Origin of the sequence: Bacillus sp. FSL K6-2944 (genome assembly GCF_038005385.1) — a bacterium.
Lineage (GTDB): Bacteria > Bacillota > Bacilli > Bacillales > Bacillaceae_G > Bacillus_A > Bacillus_A cereus.
Genome location: NZ_JBBOTE010000001.1, coordinates 3,682,501 through 3,696,794, shown reverse-complemented (window position 1 = coordinate 3,696,794; position 14,294 = coordinate 3,682,501). Strand labels below are relative to the sequence as shown.

The window sequence follows — 14,294 nt, the reverse complement described above, 5'->3', positions numbered from 1 at the left end:
GATAAGTCGATATATTTTAGATATAAGTAAAAAAGCGCCCTGATTATCAGAGCGCTTTTTTTACTACATAAGGTAGCGTAAATAAATATAAATGTGAGAAATGATTAATGAAACGATCATAATTGGGAAACCGACTTTTAGGAAGTCCATGTAACTAAATTTATGTCCTTCGCGGCTCGCGATACCTGCAACGATTACGTTAGCAGAAGCTCCGATTAATGTTCCGTTTCCGCCCAGACAAGCACCTAGTGCTAATGCCCACCATAATACATCGATTTGTGCGTCAGATGGTGATAAGCCTAGCCCAACTGCCATATCGTTAATAAGTGGAATCATTGTTGCAACGAATGGGATGTTATCAATTGTTGCAGAGGCGATACCAGATACCCATAAAATAAGGATGGATGCGTAAGAAATATCTCCGCCTGTTATACCAATTACTTTTTGAGCTAACATTTTGATAAGACCGATATCGATAAGTCCTCCAACAAGTACGAATAGCCCTGCGAAGAAGAAGATTGTTACCCATTCTACACTTGCGAATACCTCTTCAATTTCATGTTCTTTCACACCAATTAACATAAGTACAGTAGCACCAGTTAAGGCGATAATAGCGGCATCAATATGGAAAATAGAATGAGTCATGAAACCTACAATTGTAAGTCCAAGTACCGTTAAAGATTTTTTCATTAATACTGGATCTTTAATGTATTGTTTTTCATCTAAGCTCATTAATTTTTTAACTTGTACAGGATCGGCAATTAATTGTTTACGGTACATGAAGTAAAGTATTGTTGCTGTAACTGCAATAATAATAATTACGATTGGTGCTAGATTTAATAGGAAAGCATTGAAGTCTAAATGCTTATTTGCAGAACCAATCATAATGTTAGGTGGATCACCAATTAATGTTGCTGTTCCTCCAATATTTGAAAAAATAATTTCAGAAAGTAAATAAGGAACAGGATTTACTTGCAGTATGCGCGTAATAGATAAAGTAACTGGAACAACAAGAAGTACAGTTGTAACGTTATCTAAAAATGCGGAGCCAAGCGCGGTAAGTAGGGAAAGGGAAATTAAAATTTTAATTGGATTTCCTTGTGCCCCTTTTGCTGCTTTAATGGCAACGTATTGGAAAACACCTGATTTACTCGTAATGTTCACCAAAATCATCATACCGATGAGTAGCGTAATCGTTCCCCATTCAATATGTTTCGTAAAGGCGTTATGTAGATCGACGACCCCCACAATTACCATGAATGCTGCACCGAGAAGTGCGATGACAGCGCGATTAATTTTTTCAGAAATAATAATGGCATATGTAATTAAAAAGACTGCGATAGCAAAATAATACTGCCAGTTAGCGAGTTCTTGCGTTGTTTCGTGCAAAAATCTCATCTCCTTTCATTCATTTTTCTTAGTGTGTCAAATATTAACTAGATGAAACACACATAACGTCATTATAAAGTAGAAAAACTGCGGATGTAAATGAAAGGAGAGATTTTGTCATATTTTCTGCATAGGTCATTTTTTCTTATTTTTTAAAATATTTGTGGGCATTTGACATATATATAAGATACATCCAATCTGAATATTTAAAATGGAATTAGCATTCGAGCTTGTTCGTGTAGGAGTGTCAAATAGAAAGGAATGACAAAAATGATAAGGAAGGGATCGTATGGATGAACAACGATTTTTATTTTTAGACTTTGAGTTTACGATGCCCCAGCATAGAAAGAAACCGAAAGGATTTTTTCCAGAGATTATTGAGGTAGGACTCGTTTCAGTTGCTGGCTGTAAGGTAGAAGATACGTATTCATCACATGTCAGGCCGAAAACATTTCCTTCTTTAACGGATCGATGTAAGAAGTTTTTGGGAATAAAACAAGAAGTCGTGGATAAAGGGATTTCATTTCCTGAACTCGTTAAGAAGCTTGCAGAATACGAAACGAAATGTAAACCGACAATTGTAACGTGGGGAAATATGGATATGAAAGTGCTGAAACATAATTGTGAAATGGCAGGGATAGCTTTTCCATTCTTCGGACAGTGTCGTGATTTATCGCTTGAGTATAAGAAGTTTTTTGGAGAAAGAAATCAAACAGGATTATGGAAAGCAATTGAGGCGTATGGAAAAGTAGGGACAGGGAAGCATCATTGTGCGCTTGATGATGCGATGACGACGTACAATATTTTTAAACTAGTAGAAAAAGATAAAGAGTATTTAGTAAAGCCAGCACCTCCAACATTAGGAGAACTTGTTGATTTTTCAAAAGTGTTAAAGAAAGTGAGCACACAGTAACGACCAAATTGCACATTATGTAATTTGGTCGTTTTGTTTTTTAGAGTTTGTAGTCTTTCTTTAACTGTTGTAATGTTTCTAGACTACGCTCTGCAAAAGGTGAATCATCTTCAGAAAATGAATTCATTTGAGTTTCTAATGCTAATTTTAGTGACTCGGTATAATCCGGAATTTCTCCTTCATATTTTTTCACCATTTGCTCTGGAATGTTCGTCTGTTCACGGAAAGCTAAAGCGCGTCTTTCATGGAAAAATGGTACGTCAGCTTGTTTTACGTTATGTAAGTCACCTTGCACCGGATGTTTTAAAACAGCTAATACTTTTACGACGTAACTGCCAGGGCGGCTATTTGTAACTTCGCCGATGTATTTTCCTGTTTTATAAATACCAGTAACGATTTCGCCAATTTCAAATGTTTCTCTCATATTTTTCACCTCAAGTTTATAGTAAGGAAAGTAGGAGAAGGAGTCAAAGAAATCATTTGCTTTCAGAACGCCCCTTGAGAATATGGATAGGTTCCACTATAATTTAAAATGATATAACAGAAAATTCTGATGTTTTATAAATCCTATAATAAGGAGTGTTCTATATGATGCCTTTATATTTTCCGGAAGATAAAACAGAATATATTATTCCAGGGATTGTTTGCGTTCTATTTATTATCGGTGCTATTGCCACGTGGCGCATGTTTATTCGTGTATCAAAAAGAGAAGCAGAGCGATTGCAGAAAGTTGAAGAAAAACTATTAGCTGAAAAGAAACAGTAATGCATTTTTGTATGTTTCCCTCTATGCTCGGACAATCTAAGGGCAGAATATATTTTGGAGGGAATAAAATGAAGAAACGGCTTTTTTTCAGTTGTTGTTTATTATTTCTGATGGCAGGTTGTGACCAAGGAAAGCCGAAAGAAATTGAAGTGAAATTACATAATGCTTCAGGAGATGAAGTAGGGACTGCGAAAGTAGTGCAGCAAACAAGTGGCGTGAAAATTACGATTAAAGGAGAAGGTTTCACGCCAGGACCACACGGACTACATGTACATGAAATCGGAGAGTGTAAGGCACCTCGTTTTGAATCATCCGGGAATCATTTTAATCCTGATGATAAAAAACATGGTCTTCTTAATCCGAAGGGTGCAGAAAACGGTGATTTACCGAACGTAGTTGCAGATGGTTCTGGAAAGATTAAAGCGGAAATCGATGCACCTCACATCACACTTGAAGAAGGAAAAACGACGATTCATAGAAAAGATGGAGCGTCTATTATTATTACAGAAAACCCTGATGATGGTATGACTCAACCGACAGGTAAATCAGGGGATCGAATTGCTTGTGGCGTAATTGTAAAAAAAGCATCGGATATGAAGAAAAAGTAAAAGCTACCGTGAATGGTAGCTTTCTTTGTGAAATGTAATTAAAAATATATCAGCGATTATTGGAATATATCGACCGTAACTTGAAATATAGCGACTTACCGACAAAATATGACAAAGGAGTCTGTCCAAGAATGATTAGGGGGACAGACTCCTTTCTTATTATGAAAACGTATGACGCAGTCTGTTTAAAATTTCTTCTAAAACAGATCGTGGACAGCCGATATTAATTCGAATATGTTCTTCGCCACCTAACCCGTATTTCTCACCAGGTTCAACAATGATTTTTCCTTTTTCCTCAAGTAATGCAGTACGCTCGTTTTGAGAAAGCTTTAGACGAGAACAGTCAATCCATAATAAAAAGCTACCTTCTGGCTTCGTTACGGAAAGAGCAGGTATGTGAGTTTTAATATATTCACAAGCAAATTGAGCATTATCTTCTATATATAATCGAATTTCGTTTAGCCAATCATTACATTCTGTATAGGCACTTTGCATCGCTGTATAAGCGAAGATATTTAATCCGTGGAAGCCTTGTCTATATTGGATAGATGTAAAGGCTTGACGGAGTTTTTCATTTGGAATGATAATAATCGATGCTTGTAATCCAGCGATATTAAATGTTTTACTTGGAGCCATACAAGTGATAGTGCGCTCTGCTAATTCTTCAGATAAGGAAGCGAACGGTGTATGTGTATGATCTGCATAAATAATATCGGAATGAATTTCATCCGCCACAACGATTACGTTATATTTAGTACATAACGATCCGAGCTGCACAAGTTCCTCTTTCGTCCAAACGCGCCCGATTGGGTTATGAGGGCTACAAAGAAGCATGAGTTTGATGCCTTGCTGAAACTGCTTTTCTAAATTCTGGAAGTCTATCGCATATGTATCATTTTGTTTCTGTAATGGACTCACGTATAACTGTCTGTTGTTTGTTGTGACCATTTCGAAAAATGGAGGATAAATAGGTGGTTGTACGAGAACGGATTCGTTTTCTTTTGTGAAAGCCTGTATGCTCGTACTAAGAGCTGGAACGATTCCGGCGCTAAAGACAATCCATTCTTTTTGAATATCCCAGTCGTATTGTTGTTTTGTCCAGTTACAAATAATATTCCCAATATTTTCGGGAGGAAGTGTATAGCCAAAAATCGGATGTTCGATTCGTTGTTTTAAGGCAGTTTGAATTGGTTTTGGTACTTCAAAATCCATATCAGCAATCCAAGCATGGATAAGTTCTTCGTTTTTATATGTATCCCATTTTATACTATGCGTTCCACGTCGATTGATTGCTTTATGAAATAGTTGCATAAGTTTGCTCCCTTCTTCTGTAAAACCAATAAGTTATGAAAGTTCTCTCTCTTCTTATAGAATAGCTGATGTGATAGGATAAAGAAAAGTATTAAAAAGTGAAAAGGCGGGAAGCGAATGGGTACATATGAAAAGATGATAGAGGTTGTGAAGAATTGGGATCCGTTTCAAATGGGACCGGAGTTTTATGAAACAGAAGCGAGCGATGTTGTGAACGTCATAAGTGTGTTTGACGATCCAAAATACATCGCAAAGAAGATTCAACATATATACTTTATGTCTTTTGAGGAAGTACCTGCGCTTGAAAAATGTGAGAAATTAGCTATGGAATTACTTGTAATAAAAGAAGGTGGAAGCTGTTCATTATAGGCTGTCGGAATTTCCGACAGCCTTTTTTATATTATCCCGCTATTTTCCGGGCAGTAAGACCCTCACCTCAAAATTCAGCGGAAGCAAAGAAGTTAGGTAGGGACTGATTAAAGTTTCATTTTATTGCGCGGAAAAAGCGATAATTTCTTCATAAACATGTTCAGGCTTTTCTTCAGGTAGTAAATGTCCTGTATTTTCATAAGAAATAAATTTTGAATTCGGTAAATCTTTGTGTAGACGATGACCTACATGTACAGGGACGACGCGGTCTTTTTCACCCCAAATGAGTAGGATAGGTGTTTCGATTTTTTGTAATTCAGTTGAAGATAAGTCACCTTCACGGTCTCGTATCATGCGAGTTAAAGCGGGAAATATACGGTTGTCATAAAAAGGAGCGGAGTAACCTTTTTTCATTTCATCGTCAATTAATGAGTGATCATGAACGACATTCATTAAGTTATGAACAATGCCGCGCCGTATAATCCAGTTCTTTACGTATAAATGAAAGAACGGTAAATAAGAAGAGTATAGTAAAGGTAAGGTTGCGCGCGCTAAATAGCTCGAGCTACATAGTAAAATCGTCTTTGAAATGAGTTCAGGACGTATACGGTTTACATAGAGAGAAATTTGCCCACCCATAGAATGCCCAACTAATACAATGTTTGAGAGAGATAAATGTTCAATTAAATCAATAATAATCGTTGCTAAATTGTGATAAGAATACTTAAACAGATGAGACTTATCACTTTTTCCGAACGGTGGTAAATCAAGAGCAATGACTGTTCCTTCCTTCGCTAGTAAAGGAATGAGACGGCGGTAACTGAATGAGGAAGATAAAAAGCCGTGAACGAGTACGAAAGTAGGGCGTTCTGTTTTATTATCATGTTCATACAATTCGTAATGAACAGTAGTGCCGCGAGTGGAAAAAGTGAAATAAGGACAAGTATATTTATGATTCATTTTTTGTCACTCCATTGATTTTTGTTCATATCATCTCCAAGGAAGAAGAAAATATGTTAACAAAAAAGGCAAGATGACGATGTCATCTTGCCTTTCGTTTATTCAGTATTACCCGCGCACAATATTAGGCGGTGTTTTTCCTTGTAATCCTGCAACTAAATTTTCAGCGGCGGTCATGGCCATTTGCTGACGAGTTTTTAATGTTGCAGATCCGATGTGCGGTAAAGTCACAACATTTTGTAATGATAAGAGTGGATTATCTTTTTGGATTGGCTCTTGTGTAAAAGTATCGATGCCTGCTGCAAAGATTTTCTTTTCTGTTAAAGCATGGATTAACGCTTCTTCATCTACTGTTTTCCCCCGAGAAGCATTAATGAAGATTGCTGTTTCTTTCATTAATGAAAATTCCTTTTCTCCGATAAGGTGATATGTTTCATCTGTTAATGGAGTAAGAAGAACAATAAAGTCAGACTGCTTCAGTAGCGTCTGTAAATCACAATATGTAGCATCGAATTTTTGTTCAGCTTCTTCTTTACGACGGCGGTTATAGTAAAGAACATTCATATCAAATCCGAATTTTGCTCGTTTTGCAACGGCTTCTCCAATTCGGCCCATACCGATAATACCAATTGTGCTATGGTGTACATCTAGTCCGAAGTGTTCTTTTCCGATTTCAGCGTTCCATTCACCATTTTTTACGTAAGAATCGAGTTCGCAAACGCGGCGCCCAGCTGATAGCATAAGGGCGAAAACGAGATCAGCTACTGTATCATCTAATACGTATGGTGTATTTGTTCCGATAACCTTTCGATTTTTCATCGCTTGTAAATCAAAATTATCGTAACCAACAGAAATGTTGCTCACTACTTTTAAGTTAGGAGCCACTGTCAGTAATTCTTCATTAATAGCAGATCCGAAATTTAATAACCCATCTTTATCTTGTATTTTCTCTAATAGAACATCACGAGGTACTTTCTCATTTTGATCCCATTTTTCATAATCACAGTGTTCTGATAAATAGTTTTCTACAAATGTCGGAACTGGTTCAGCAATATAAATTTTTGGTTTCACGGTTCCATCCCCTTTCGCTTTATCACGCATTTTTCCGCTGATTAAAGTTTCACTTTATTTTGACATAATTCAATAGAAAAATCTTCTTTTCAAACTGGAAAGGGTATTTGTATAATTTAGACACAAACGAAAAGGAAGGATGATTTATATGGTGACAGAAAAAGAATTAGAATTATTAGCTTGTCTTGAAAAGAGTAGTCGATTATCTGTAGATACATTAGCGAAGCTGTTAAATATAGAAGTAGAAGAAGTAAAGAAGATGGTTGCGAGATTAGAAAATGAAAAGATTATTGTGGATTATGTAACACATATCGATTGGACGAAAGTGAAAGAACATACAGGTTTAACGGCAATGATCGATGTGAAAGTTACGCCAAAGCACGGCGTTGGGTTTGATGCGGTTGCTGAGCAAATTTATCGTTATTCAGAAGTGAAATCCGTTTATTTAATGTCAGGGACATATGATCTTTCTATTACATTAGAAGGTAAAACGATGGGGGAAGTAGCGATGTTTGTTTCTGAGAAATTAGCAACAATTGAATCTGTCGTTTCTACAACTACTCATTTCATTTTGAAGAAGTATAAACATGAGGGCGTTATTTATGAAAAAGACGATGATGATAAGCGAATTGTGGTGACACCATGAAGCAATTTGAACTATCTAGATCAGCAGAATCTTTAAAACCATCTGGTATTCGAAAATTTTTTGATTTAGCAGCAAATATGAAAGGTGTTATTTCCCTCGGGGTAGGAGAGCCGGATTTTGTTACCCCTTGGAATGTAAGGCAAGCATGTATTCGTTCTTTGGAACAAGGGTATACGTCATATACAGCAAATGCAGGATTATTGGAGCTCCGTCAAGAAATAGCAAAGTATCTAAAAAAACAATTTGCAGTATCTTATGATCCAAGTGATGAAATCATTGTTACAGTTGGAGCGAGCCAGGCGTTAGATGTAGCGATGCGTGCCATTATAAATCCTGATGATGAAGTGCTCATTGTTGAACCAAGCTTCGTTTCTTATGCACCACTTGTGACATTAGCTGGAGGAGTTCCGGTTCCTGTGGAGACTAAGCTAGAAAACGAGTTTAAAGTACAACCAGAACAAATTGAAGCAGCTATTACAGCGAAAACAAAGGCGATTTTACTTTGTTCACCAAATAACCCGACAGGTGCAATGCTAAATAAATTCGAGCTTGAAGAAATAGCAGTGATTGTTGAGAAGTACAATCTAATTGTATTATCTGATGAAATTTATGCAGAGCTTGTATACGACGAAGCATATACAAGTTTCGCGAGTATTAAAAATATGCGCGAGCATACGATTTTAATTTCAGGATTTTCAAAAGGATTTGCGATGACAGGATGGCGTCTCGGTATGATTGCAGCTCCTGTTCAGTTTTCAGAATTGATGCTCAAAATTCACCAATATTCCATGATGTGTGCACCGACGATGTCTCAGTTCGCAGCACTTGAAGCGTTACGTGCGGGGAATGATGAAGTAATTCGGATGAGAGATAGTTATAAGAAGCGTCGTAATTTTATGACGACATCTTTCAATGAAATGGGCTTAACGTGTCATGTGCCGGGCGGAGCATTTTATGTTTTCCCTTCTATATCTTCAACAGGATTATCTTCAGCGGAATTTGCAGAACAGTTATTGCTGGAAGAAAAAGTAGCTGTTGTCCCTGGTAGCGTATTTGGCGAAAGTGGTGAAGGGTTTATTCGTTGTTCTTATGCGACGTCGCTTGAACAACTTATGGAAGCAATGAAGAGAATGGAACGGTTTGTTGAAAATAAAAAAAGGACAAAACGTAATACGTTTTGTCCATAAAAGGGGGGGGAATACTAGAAAGCCATGTGTTAGTAGTCTATCCCAATATTGGAGAATTATACTTCTTTAAGGGAAATTTTTCATGAATTTTGAATGAGTTCTGTCATAGTGGTATAATTTACTAATATAAGGTATGCGCATTCTAGATATTGTTATCTAGAATGCGTACTAACCAATCGGATATTTAAAATAAATATATCTGCTTTGCTCTCTATAATTGTAGAGAGAATGGTAAACGTATGGGAGTGTTTCATATGTCAGAACAATATACAACAGGAGTGGTTGTAACAGGGAAAGTGACTGGAATTCAAGATTACGGTGCGTTTGTAGCGTTAGATGCAGAAACACAAGGACTTGTGCATATATCTGAAATTACAAATGGATATGTAAAGGATATTCATGACTTTTTAAAGGTCGGCGATACAGTAGAAGTAAAGGTACTTTCAATTGATGAAGAGCACAGAAAAATGAGTTTATCGTTAAAAGCGGCGAAAAGAAAACAAGGAAGGATTCTTATACCGAACCCATCTGAAAACGGATTTAATACGCTGCGAGAAAAGTTGGCAGAATGGATTGAAGAGTCTGAGTTAACAAAGTAAAAGAGGAACGCATATGAGCGTTCCTCTTTTACTTTATCTTATGATATATATTTGCAAATATGATTGCATGCAATCATATTCGTATGTCGGAGGTGAAAGGACATACTGATTATCGAATTTCGTTTGTTTCTGGGTGCGTACCAAGATTTTCAGATGGTTTAAACAGTAAACCAAGGTTGATAAGCCCAGATATACCAACGATGCCGTAAATAATACGTGCAAGAGCTGAATTTTGTCCACCGAAAATGGCTGCTACTAAGTCAAACTGGAAAAACCCGATTAATCCCCAGTTCACAGCGCCAATTACAGTAAAGACTAATGCGATACGTTGCAAAGTACTCATGAAAAAGCCCCCCTTAATTGTGAAGCATGAGCAAGCGATGAGTTAATTAACTCTTTTATAGAATGGGGTAGTTATGTTGTTTTTATACATAAAAAATGTTTGGAAATGGATGTATATACATCTATACCGAAAAATGCGAATTTTTATGCAAAAAATGAACTTTTTCTAAAAAATATATATTGGTTACGTTTACAATTGCCTAATCGCTTGATTTACAACTTCAGTTTCGCTAAAGTGAATACAGAAATACATATCCATAATTGGAGGGAAAAAGATGAGTACACATGTAACGTTCGACTATTCTAAAGCGTTATCCTTCATCGGTGAACATGAAATCACTTATTTACGTGATGCAGTGAAAGTAACACATCACGCAATCCACGAAAAAACTGGAGCTGGGAACGATTTCCTTGGGTGGGTAGACCTTCCGCTTCAATATGACAAAGAAGAATTCGCTCGCATTCAAAAATGCGCAGAAAAAATTAAAAATGACTCTGACATTTTACTTGTTGTAGGTATTGGTGGTTCTTACCTAGGAGCACGCGCAGCAATCGAAATGTTAAACCATTCTTTCTACAACACGCTTTCTAAAGAACAACGTAAAACTCCACAAGTGCTATTTGTTGGACAAAACATTAGCTCCACTTACATGAAAGATTTAATGGACGTATTAGAAGGTAAAGACTTCTCTATTAACGTTATTTCCAAATCAGGTACAACAACAGAGCCAGCACTAGCATTCCGTATCTTCCGTAAGTTATTAGAAGAAAAGTATGGAAAAGAAGAAGCTCGCAAACGTATTTATGCAACTACAGATAAAGCGCGTGGTGCATTAAAAACATTAGCTGATAACGAAGGTTACGAAACATTTGTTATTCCAGATGATGTTGGAGGTCGTTTCTCTGTATTAACGCCAGTTGGTTTATTACCAATCGCAGTAAGTGGCTTAAATATTGAAGAGATGATGAAAGGTGCAGCTGCTGGTCATGATGACTTCGGAACATCAGAACTAGAAGAAAATCCAGCTTACCAATACGCAGTAGTTCGTAACGCTTTATACAATAAAGGAAAAACAATTGAAATGCTTGTTAACTATGAGCCAGCACTTCAATACTTCGCTGAGTGGTGGAAACAGTTATTTGGTGAAAGTGAAGGAAAAGATCAAAAAGGCATTTTCCCATCTTCAGCAAACTTCTCAACTGATTTACACTCATTAGGTCAATACGTTCAAGAAGGGCGTCGTGACTTATTTGAAACAGTTCTTAAAGTAGGTAAATCTACACATGAACTAACAATCGAATCAGAAGAAAACGATTTAGACGGATTAAACTACCTTGCTGGTGAAACTGTAGACTTCGTAAACACAAAAGCATACGAAGGTACATTACTTGCACATAGCGACGGGGGAGTACCAAACTTAATCGTAAATATTCCTGAATTAAATGAGTACACATTCGGTTACCTTGTATACTTCTTCGAAAAAGCATGTGCGATGAGCGGCTACTTATTAGGCGTGAATCCATTTGACCAACCTGGAGTAGAAGCATACAAGAAAAACATGTTTGCTTTACTTGGTAAACCAGGATTTGAAGAATTAAAAGCAGAATTAGAAGAGCGTTTAAAATAATAAAAAGCGACCGGATTCCGGTCGCTTTTTATTATTTTATCGAAAAGTCCATCAGTATATTCAAACTAAAGTGGGTATGCTAAAGGAAAAGTCTAGGAGGGATGGGCTTGATTCCGATTCAATCAAATTTAGAAGGACGTACATATGCGTTATATAAGTTAGAAGAGATTATGAAACCACTTGGATATAGCATCGGTGGTAATTGGGATTATGATAAAGGATGCTTCGATTACAAAATTGATGAAGAAGATGGGTATCAATTTTTACGAGTTCCATTTACAGCCATTGATGGAGAACTAGATGTACCAGGCGTAATAGTTCGTCTTGGAACGCCGTATATTCTTTCGCACGTATATCAAGACGAACTAGATGATAATGTGAATACTTTAACAGCTGGAACGAGTGGAATGGATCAATTTGCTGAGCCGAAAGATCCAGATGGAGATGTGAAAAGAAAATATATCAATATTGGGAAAGTGCTCATGCAAGAATTAGAGCGTCATTTTACTAATGGTGAATAACAATGAGTATGTCGCTTTCAATGAGAACAAAGGAATGAACTGGATTAATCATATATTGTTCGTCGCGCTTTATACCTAGTAAGAGAATGTTTTGCTTTAAAAGAGTATAGCTACAATTGGCAAAAGTTTGTCCGGTGCAGGACGATGGAAGCTCCATCAGTTGTAATTTATTATCAGAGATTTCGTCGTAAAGTGAAAATAGTACACCTGAAATGGAAGGGAATAAAAGAGAAGCGGTAAATACATAGCTCGTTAATTTATTTCCTTCTATAATTTCTGACACGCCAGCTCTCGTTGCATTTTGTATTTGTTCAGAAGTAAGAAGTTCAGCGATGCAGTGAATGTTTGGGTTGAGCCCTTTTGCAGTTAAAATATTTAAAATGGACTGTGTATCCGCTAAGCTTTCGTTTTTTTCTTTATCAGCTGTTATTAATATGGTGTGTGCCGTTGCAATATTGGCCTTTAATAAAGTTTGATCGTGATGCGGACAACCTTTTATAAATTCTAAATGATGAAATGGTTTTGGGAGTAAAGAAAGTGTTTCATCAATTAAAACGATATCAAGGTTTGGTTGTAATACGTGCATTTGCTTTACGACATGTTTTGCGCGCTCATTCCAGCCAACGATAATCATATGACCGTTAGAAGTAGCGGCTTCTTCACCTTTAATTTTCATATATTGTTTATTAATCATTTCAGTAGCAAACAGCACCATATAATAAGAACAAAAGCCAGTTCCTAATAAAATAATACTTATACCTATTAGTTTTCCTATCGTCGTATGGGGAGCAAAGTCGCCATATCCAACTGTAAAAATGGTAACGATTGACCACCAAATTCCGTCAAACCATGTAGTGAAATGAAAAGGTTCTAATCTATGTATAAGAAAACCGGAAAAAGCAGTCAGTACAATAATAAAACAAATTAAACGAAAAATAATGGAATCACGAAATGTATCTACTAAATTCGGACGGGATTTCAATTGCCTATTCCTCCTTACTTTGTAGGACTACATTCATTGTTGCCATTATAGAAAAAAGAAAAACTCTCTAATTAAAGAGAGTTTGTTTTACGTTACATACTTTCCACTTCAGTTTGTTGGACACTTTCAAGATGCTGGAGAGCATAGTAAACATCAGCAGTATGTCTTTTTTGATCAATGGATAGTTTAAGATGTAAATAGTGAGAACCGTTTTCTAATGTTTTAAGCTTCATATTCTTAACTTTTATATCCATTTCTTTTATTTCTTCAATTACGATTGGGATATTGTCCATATTTCGTACAACAAGTTTCACAGCGATATCACGTTGACGAAATGATCTAGGGCCTACATATTTCATCGCGAGTGGTATAAGTTCGACACTAATCATAAGGAAACACATTCCGAATATCGCTTCAATATAGAATCCGGCCCCAACAGCAATACCAATACCAGAAGCACCCCAGATCATAGCGGCAGTCGTGAGCCCTGCAATGCTATCGTTGCCTCTTCTTAAAATTACGCCAGCACCTAAAAAACCAATTCCTGATACAATTTGAGCGGCAAGTCGAAGTGGATCCATATTCATATGATCGGTATGTGGTAAGTTATAAGCTGCTTTAATAGAAACAATCGTTAGGAGGCAACTAATAATAGAAATAACTAAACACGTTTTTAAACCAAGTGGTTTCCGTTTTAATTCACGTTCTAAACCAATGGCAAATCCTAAAATAGCCGAGAGACCTAGTTTGATTAATAAATCGGTATAGTCCATATATATTCCTCCCTGTATGATATGCTATATGAATAAAACGCTTATTTATAGAAAGAAACGTCTTTTGATAGAGTAACTTTATATAAAATATATGTAGGAATTGCTCATACATGAAAGAGATATTTCGTTTAAGTATATGATATAAAAAAAGAAATGTGGGCAGTTTTAAAAAAAGTTTATAAAAGGTGTTGCATTTCATTTTTCACCATGATATATTAATAACCGTCGCT

The 14,294-nt window shown here is 36.5% G+C and carries 17 protein-coding genes; 9 read left to right on the top strand and 8 right to left on the bottom strand.

Annotation, left to right across the window (positions count from 1 at the left end):
* Positions 1-63 precede the first annotated feature (63 nt).
* The gene (locus MHH55_RS18955) at positions 64-1,389 is read right to left on the bottom strand and encodes an ArsB/NhaD family transporter (RefSeq protein WP_000545209.1); all 1,326 of its coding nucleotides are present in this window, start codon (positions 1,387-1,389) and stop codon (positions 64-66) included.
* Positions 1,390-1,678: 289 nt separating this feature from the next.
* Here MHH55_RS18955 and kapD point away from each other — a divergent pair, with 289 nt between their 5' ends.
* Positions 1,679-2,302: a 3'-5' exonuclease KapD gene (gene kapD / locus MHH55_RS18950; RefSeq protein ID WP_000344356.1), complete on the top strand. Its 624-nt coding sequence runs from the start codon at positions 1,679-1,681 to the stop codon at positions 2,300-2,302.
* A gap of 40 nt (positions 2,303-2,342) precedes the next feature.
* On the opposite strand, the gene MHH55_RS18945 is transcribed toward kapD, so the two are convergent.
* Complete coding sequence (locus tag MHH55_RS18945) at positions 2,343-2,726, bottom strand: kinase-associated lipoprotein B (protein ID WP_001209344.1); 384 nt, start codon at positions 2,724-2,726, stop codon at positions 2,343-2,345.
* A gap of 164 nt (positions 2,727-2,890) precedes the next feature.
* Between MHH55_RS18945 and MHH55_RS18940 the strand changes: the two genes are divergently transcribed.
* Both MHH55_RS18940 and sodC read left to right on the top strand, forming a co-directional pair.
* A complete protein-coding gene (locus tag MHH55_RS18940; protein ID WP_000982757.1) occupies positions 2,891-3,067 on the top strand; it encodes a hypothetical protein in 177 nt (58 codons plus the stop codon).
* A gap of 68 nt (positions 3,068-3,135) precedes the next feature.
* Positions 3,136-3,675, top strand: coding sequence for a superoxide dismutase [Cu-Zn] (gene sodC, locus MHH55_RS18935; protein WP_000746520.1), 540 nt, complete (start codon positions 3,136-3,138; stop codon positions 3,673-3,675).
* 159 nt (positions 3,676-3,834) lie between these two features.
* Here the strand turns inward: sodC and MHH55_RS18930 are convergent, their stop codons facing one another.
* Positions 3,835-4,986, bottom strand: a complete 1,152-nt coding sequence (locus MHH55_RS18930) for a MalY/PatB family protein (RefSeq protein WP_001175821.1) — start codon at positions 4,984-4,986, stop codon at positions 3,835-3,837.
* A gap of 117 nt (positions 4,987-5,103) precedes the next feature.
* Here MHH55_RS18930 and MHH55_RS18925 point away from each other — a divergent pair, with 117 nt between their 5' ends.
* Positions 5,104-5,355: a YugE family protein gene (locus tag MHH55_RS18925; RefSeq protein ID WP_000537638.1), complete on the top strand. Its 252-nt coding sequence runs from the start codon at positions 5,104-5,106 to the stop codon at positions 5,353-5,355.
* 120 nt (positions 5,356-5,475) lie between these two features.
* Here the strand turns inward: MHH55_RS18925 and MHH55_RS18920 are convergent, their stop codons facing one another.
* Complete coding sequence (locus MHH55_RS18920; protein ID WP_001015860.1) at positions 5,476-6,315, bottom strand: alpha/beta fold hydrolase; 840 nt, start codon at positions 6,313-6,315, stop codon at positions 5,476-5,478.
* A 108-nt stretch (positions 6,316-6,423) separates the two neighbouring features.
* The gene (locus MHH55_RS18915; protein WP_002041993.1) at positions 6,424-7,416 is read right to left on the bottom strand and encodes a 2-hydroxyacid dehydrogenase; all 993 of its coding nucleotides are present in this window, start codon (positions 7,414-7,416) and stop codon (positions 6,424-6,426) included.
* 118 nt (positions 7,417-7,534) lie between these two features.
* Here MHH55_RS18915 and MHH55_RS18910 point away from each other — a divergent pair, with 118 nt between their 5' ends.
* From MHH55_RS18910 to yugI, 3 genes are all read left to right on the top strand, one after another.
* Entirely contained in the window at positions 7,535-8,032 is a 498-nt protein-coding gene (locus MHH55_RS18910) for an Lrp/AsnC family transcriptional regulator (RefSeq protein ID WP_000255696.1), read from the top strand.
* On the top strand, positions 8,029-9,219 hold the full coding sequence (locus MHH55_RS18905; protein WP_000808536.1) for an aminotransferase: 1,191 nt from the start codon (positions 8,029-8,031) through the stop codon (positions 9,217-9,219). The genes MHH55_RS18910 and MHH55_RS18905 overlap by 4 nt, the downstream gene beginning before the upstream one ends.
* Before the next feature lie 254 nt (positions 9,220-9,473).
* The gene (gene yugI, locus MHH55_RS18900) at positions 9,474-9,818 is read left to right on the top strand and encodes a S1 domain-containing post-transcriptional regulator GSP13 (protein WP_000003764.1); all 345 of its coding nucleotides are present in this window, start codon (positions 9,474-9,476) and stop codon (positions 9,816-9,818) included.
* A gap of 109 nt (positions 9,819-9,927) precedes the next feature.
* On the opposite strand, the gene MHH55_RS18895 is transcribed toward yugI, so the two are convergent.
* On the bottom strand, positions 9,928-10,161 hold the full coding sequence (locus MHH55_RS18895) for a DUF378 domain-containing protein (protein WP_000105788.1): 234 nt from the start codon (positions 10,159-10,161) through the stop codon (positions 9,928-9,930).
* A 274-nt stretch (positions 10,162-10,435) separates the two neighbouring features.
* Between MHH55_RS18895 and MHH55_RS18890 the strand changes: the two genes are divergently transcribed.
* Together MHH55_RS18890 and MHH55_RS18885 are read left to right on the top strand one after the other, a co-directional pair.
* Positions 10,436-11,788 (top strand): glucose-6-phosphate isomerase, encoded by a 1,353-nt coding sequence (locus MHH55_RS18890; RefSeq protein WP_000103654.1) that lies wholly within the window; start codon positions 10,436-10,438, stop codon positions 11,786-11,788.
* 107 nt (positions 11,789-11,895) lie between these two features.
* Positions 11,896-12,309: a YugN-like family protein gene (locus MHH55_RS18885; protein ID WP_000612334.1), complete on the top strand. Its 414-nt coding sequence runs from the start codon at positions 11,896-11,898 to the stop codon at positions 12,307-12,309.
* Here the strand turns inward: MHH55_RS18885 and MHH55_RS18880 are convergent.
* Together MHH55_RS18880 and MHH55_RS18875 are read right to left on the bottom strand one after the other, a co-directional pair.
* On the bottom strand, positions 12,296-13,291 hold the full coding sequence (locus tag MHH55_RS18880; protein WP_000842320.1) for a potassium channel family protein: 996 nt from the start codon (positions 13,289-13,291) through the stop codon (positions 12,296-12,298). The genes MHH55_RS18885 and MHH55_RS18880 overlap by 14 nt on opposite strands.
* 92 nt (positions 13,292-13,383) lie before the next feature.
* Positions 13,384-14,064, bottom strand: a complete 681-nt coding sequence (locus MHH55_RS18875; protein ID WP_000386676.1) for an MgtC/SapB family protein — start codon at positions 14,062-14,064, stop codon at positions 13,384-13,386.
* Positions 14,065-14,294: the final 230 nt, after the last annotated feature.

What these genes read in the sequence shown, in the direction of transcription:
- kapD (WP_000344356.1), top strand. Translation starts at nt 1,679, where the DNA reads ATGGATGAACAACGATTTTTATTTTTAGACTTTGAGTTTACGATGCCC.
- MHH55_RS18945 (WP_001209344.1), bottom strand. Translation starts at nt 2,726, where the DNA reads ATGAGAGAAACATTTGAAATTGGCGAAATCGTTACTGGTATTTATAAA.
- MHH55_RS18940 (WP_000982757.1), top strand. Translation starts at nt 2,891, where the DNA reads ATGATGCCTTTATATTTTCCGGAAGATAAAACAGAATATATTATTCCA.
- sodC (WP_000746520.1), top strand. Translation starts at nt 3,136, where the DNA reads ATGAAGAAACGGCTTTTTTTCAGTTGTTGTTTATTATTTCTGATGGCA.
- MHH55_RS18930 (WP_001175821.1), bottom strand. Translation starts at nt 4,986, where the DNA reads ATGCAACTATTTCATAAAGCAATCAATCGACGTGGAACGCATAGTATA.
- MHH55_RS18925 (WP_000537638.1), top strand. Translation starts at nt 5,104, where the DNA reads ATGGGTACATATGAAAAGATGATAGAGGTTGTGAAGAATTGGGATCCG.
- MHH55_RS18920 (WP_001015860.1), bottom strand. Translation starts at nt 6,315, where the DNA reads ATGAATCATAAATATACTTGTCCTTATTTCACTTTTTCCACTCGCGGC.
- MHH55_RS18915 (WP_002041993.1), bottom strand. Translation starts at nt 7,416, where the DNA reads ATGCGTGATAAAGCGAAAGGGGATGGAACCGTGAAACCAAAAATTTAT.
- MHH55_RS18910 (WP_000255696.1), top strand. Translation starts at nt 7,535, where the DNA reads ATGGTGACAGAAAAAGAATTAGAATTATTAGCTTGTCTTGAAAAGAGT.
- MHH55_RS18905 (WP_000808536.1), top strand. Translation starts at nt 8,029, where the DNA reads ATGAAGCAATTTGAACTATCTAGATCAGCAGAATCTTTAAAACCATCT.
- yugI (WP_000003764.1), top strand. Translation starts at nt 9,474, where the DNA reads ATGTCAGAACAATATACAACAGGAGTGGTTGTAACAGGGAAAGTGACT.
- MHH55_RS18895 (WP_000105788.1), bottom strand. Translation starts at nt 10,161, where the DNA reads ATGAGTACTTTGCAACGTATCGCATTAGTCTTTACTGTAATTGGCGCT.
- MHH55_RS18890 (WP_000103654.1), top strand. Translation starts at nt 10,436, where the DNA reads ATGAGTACACATGTAACGTTCGACTATTCTAAAGCGTTATCCTTCATC.
- MHH55_RS18875 (WP_000386676.1), bottom strand. Translation starts at nt 14,064, where the DNA reads ATGGACTATACCGATTTATTAATCAAACTAGGTCTCTCGGCTATTTTA.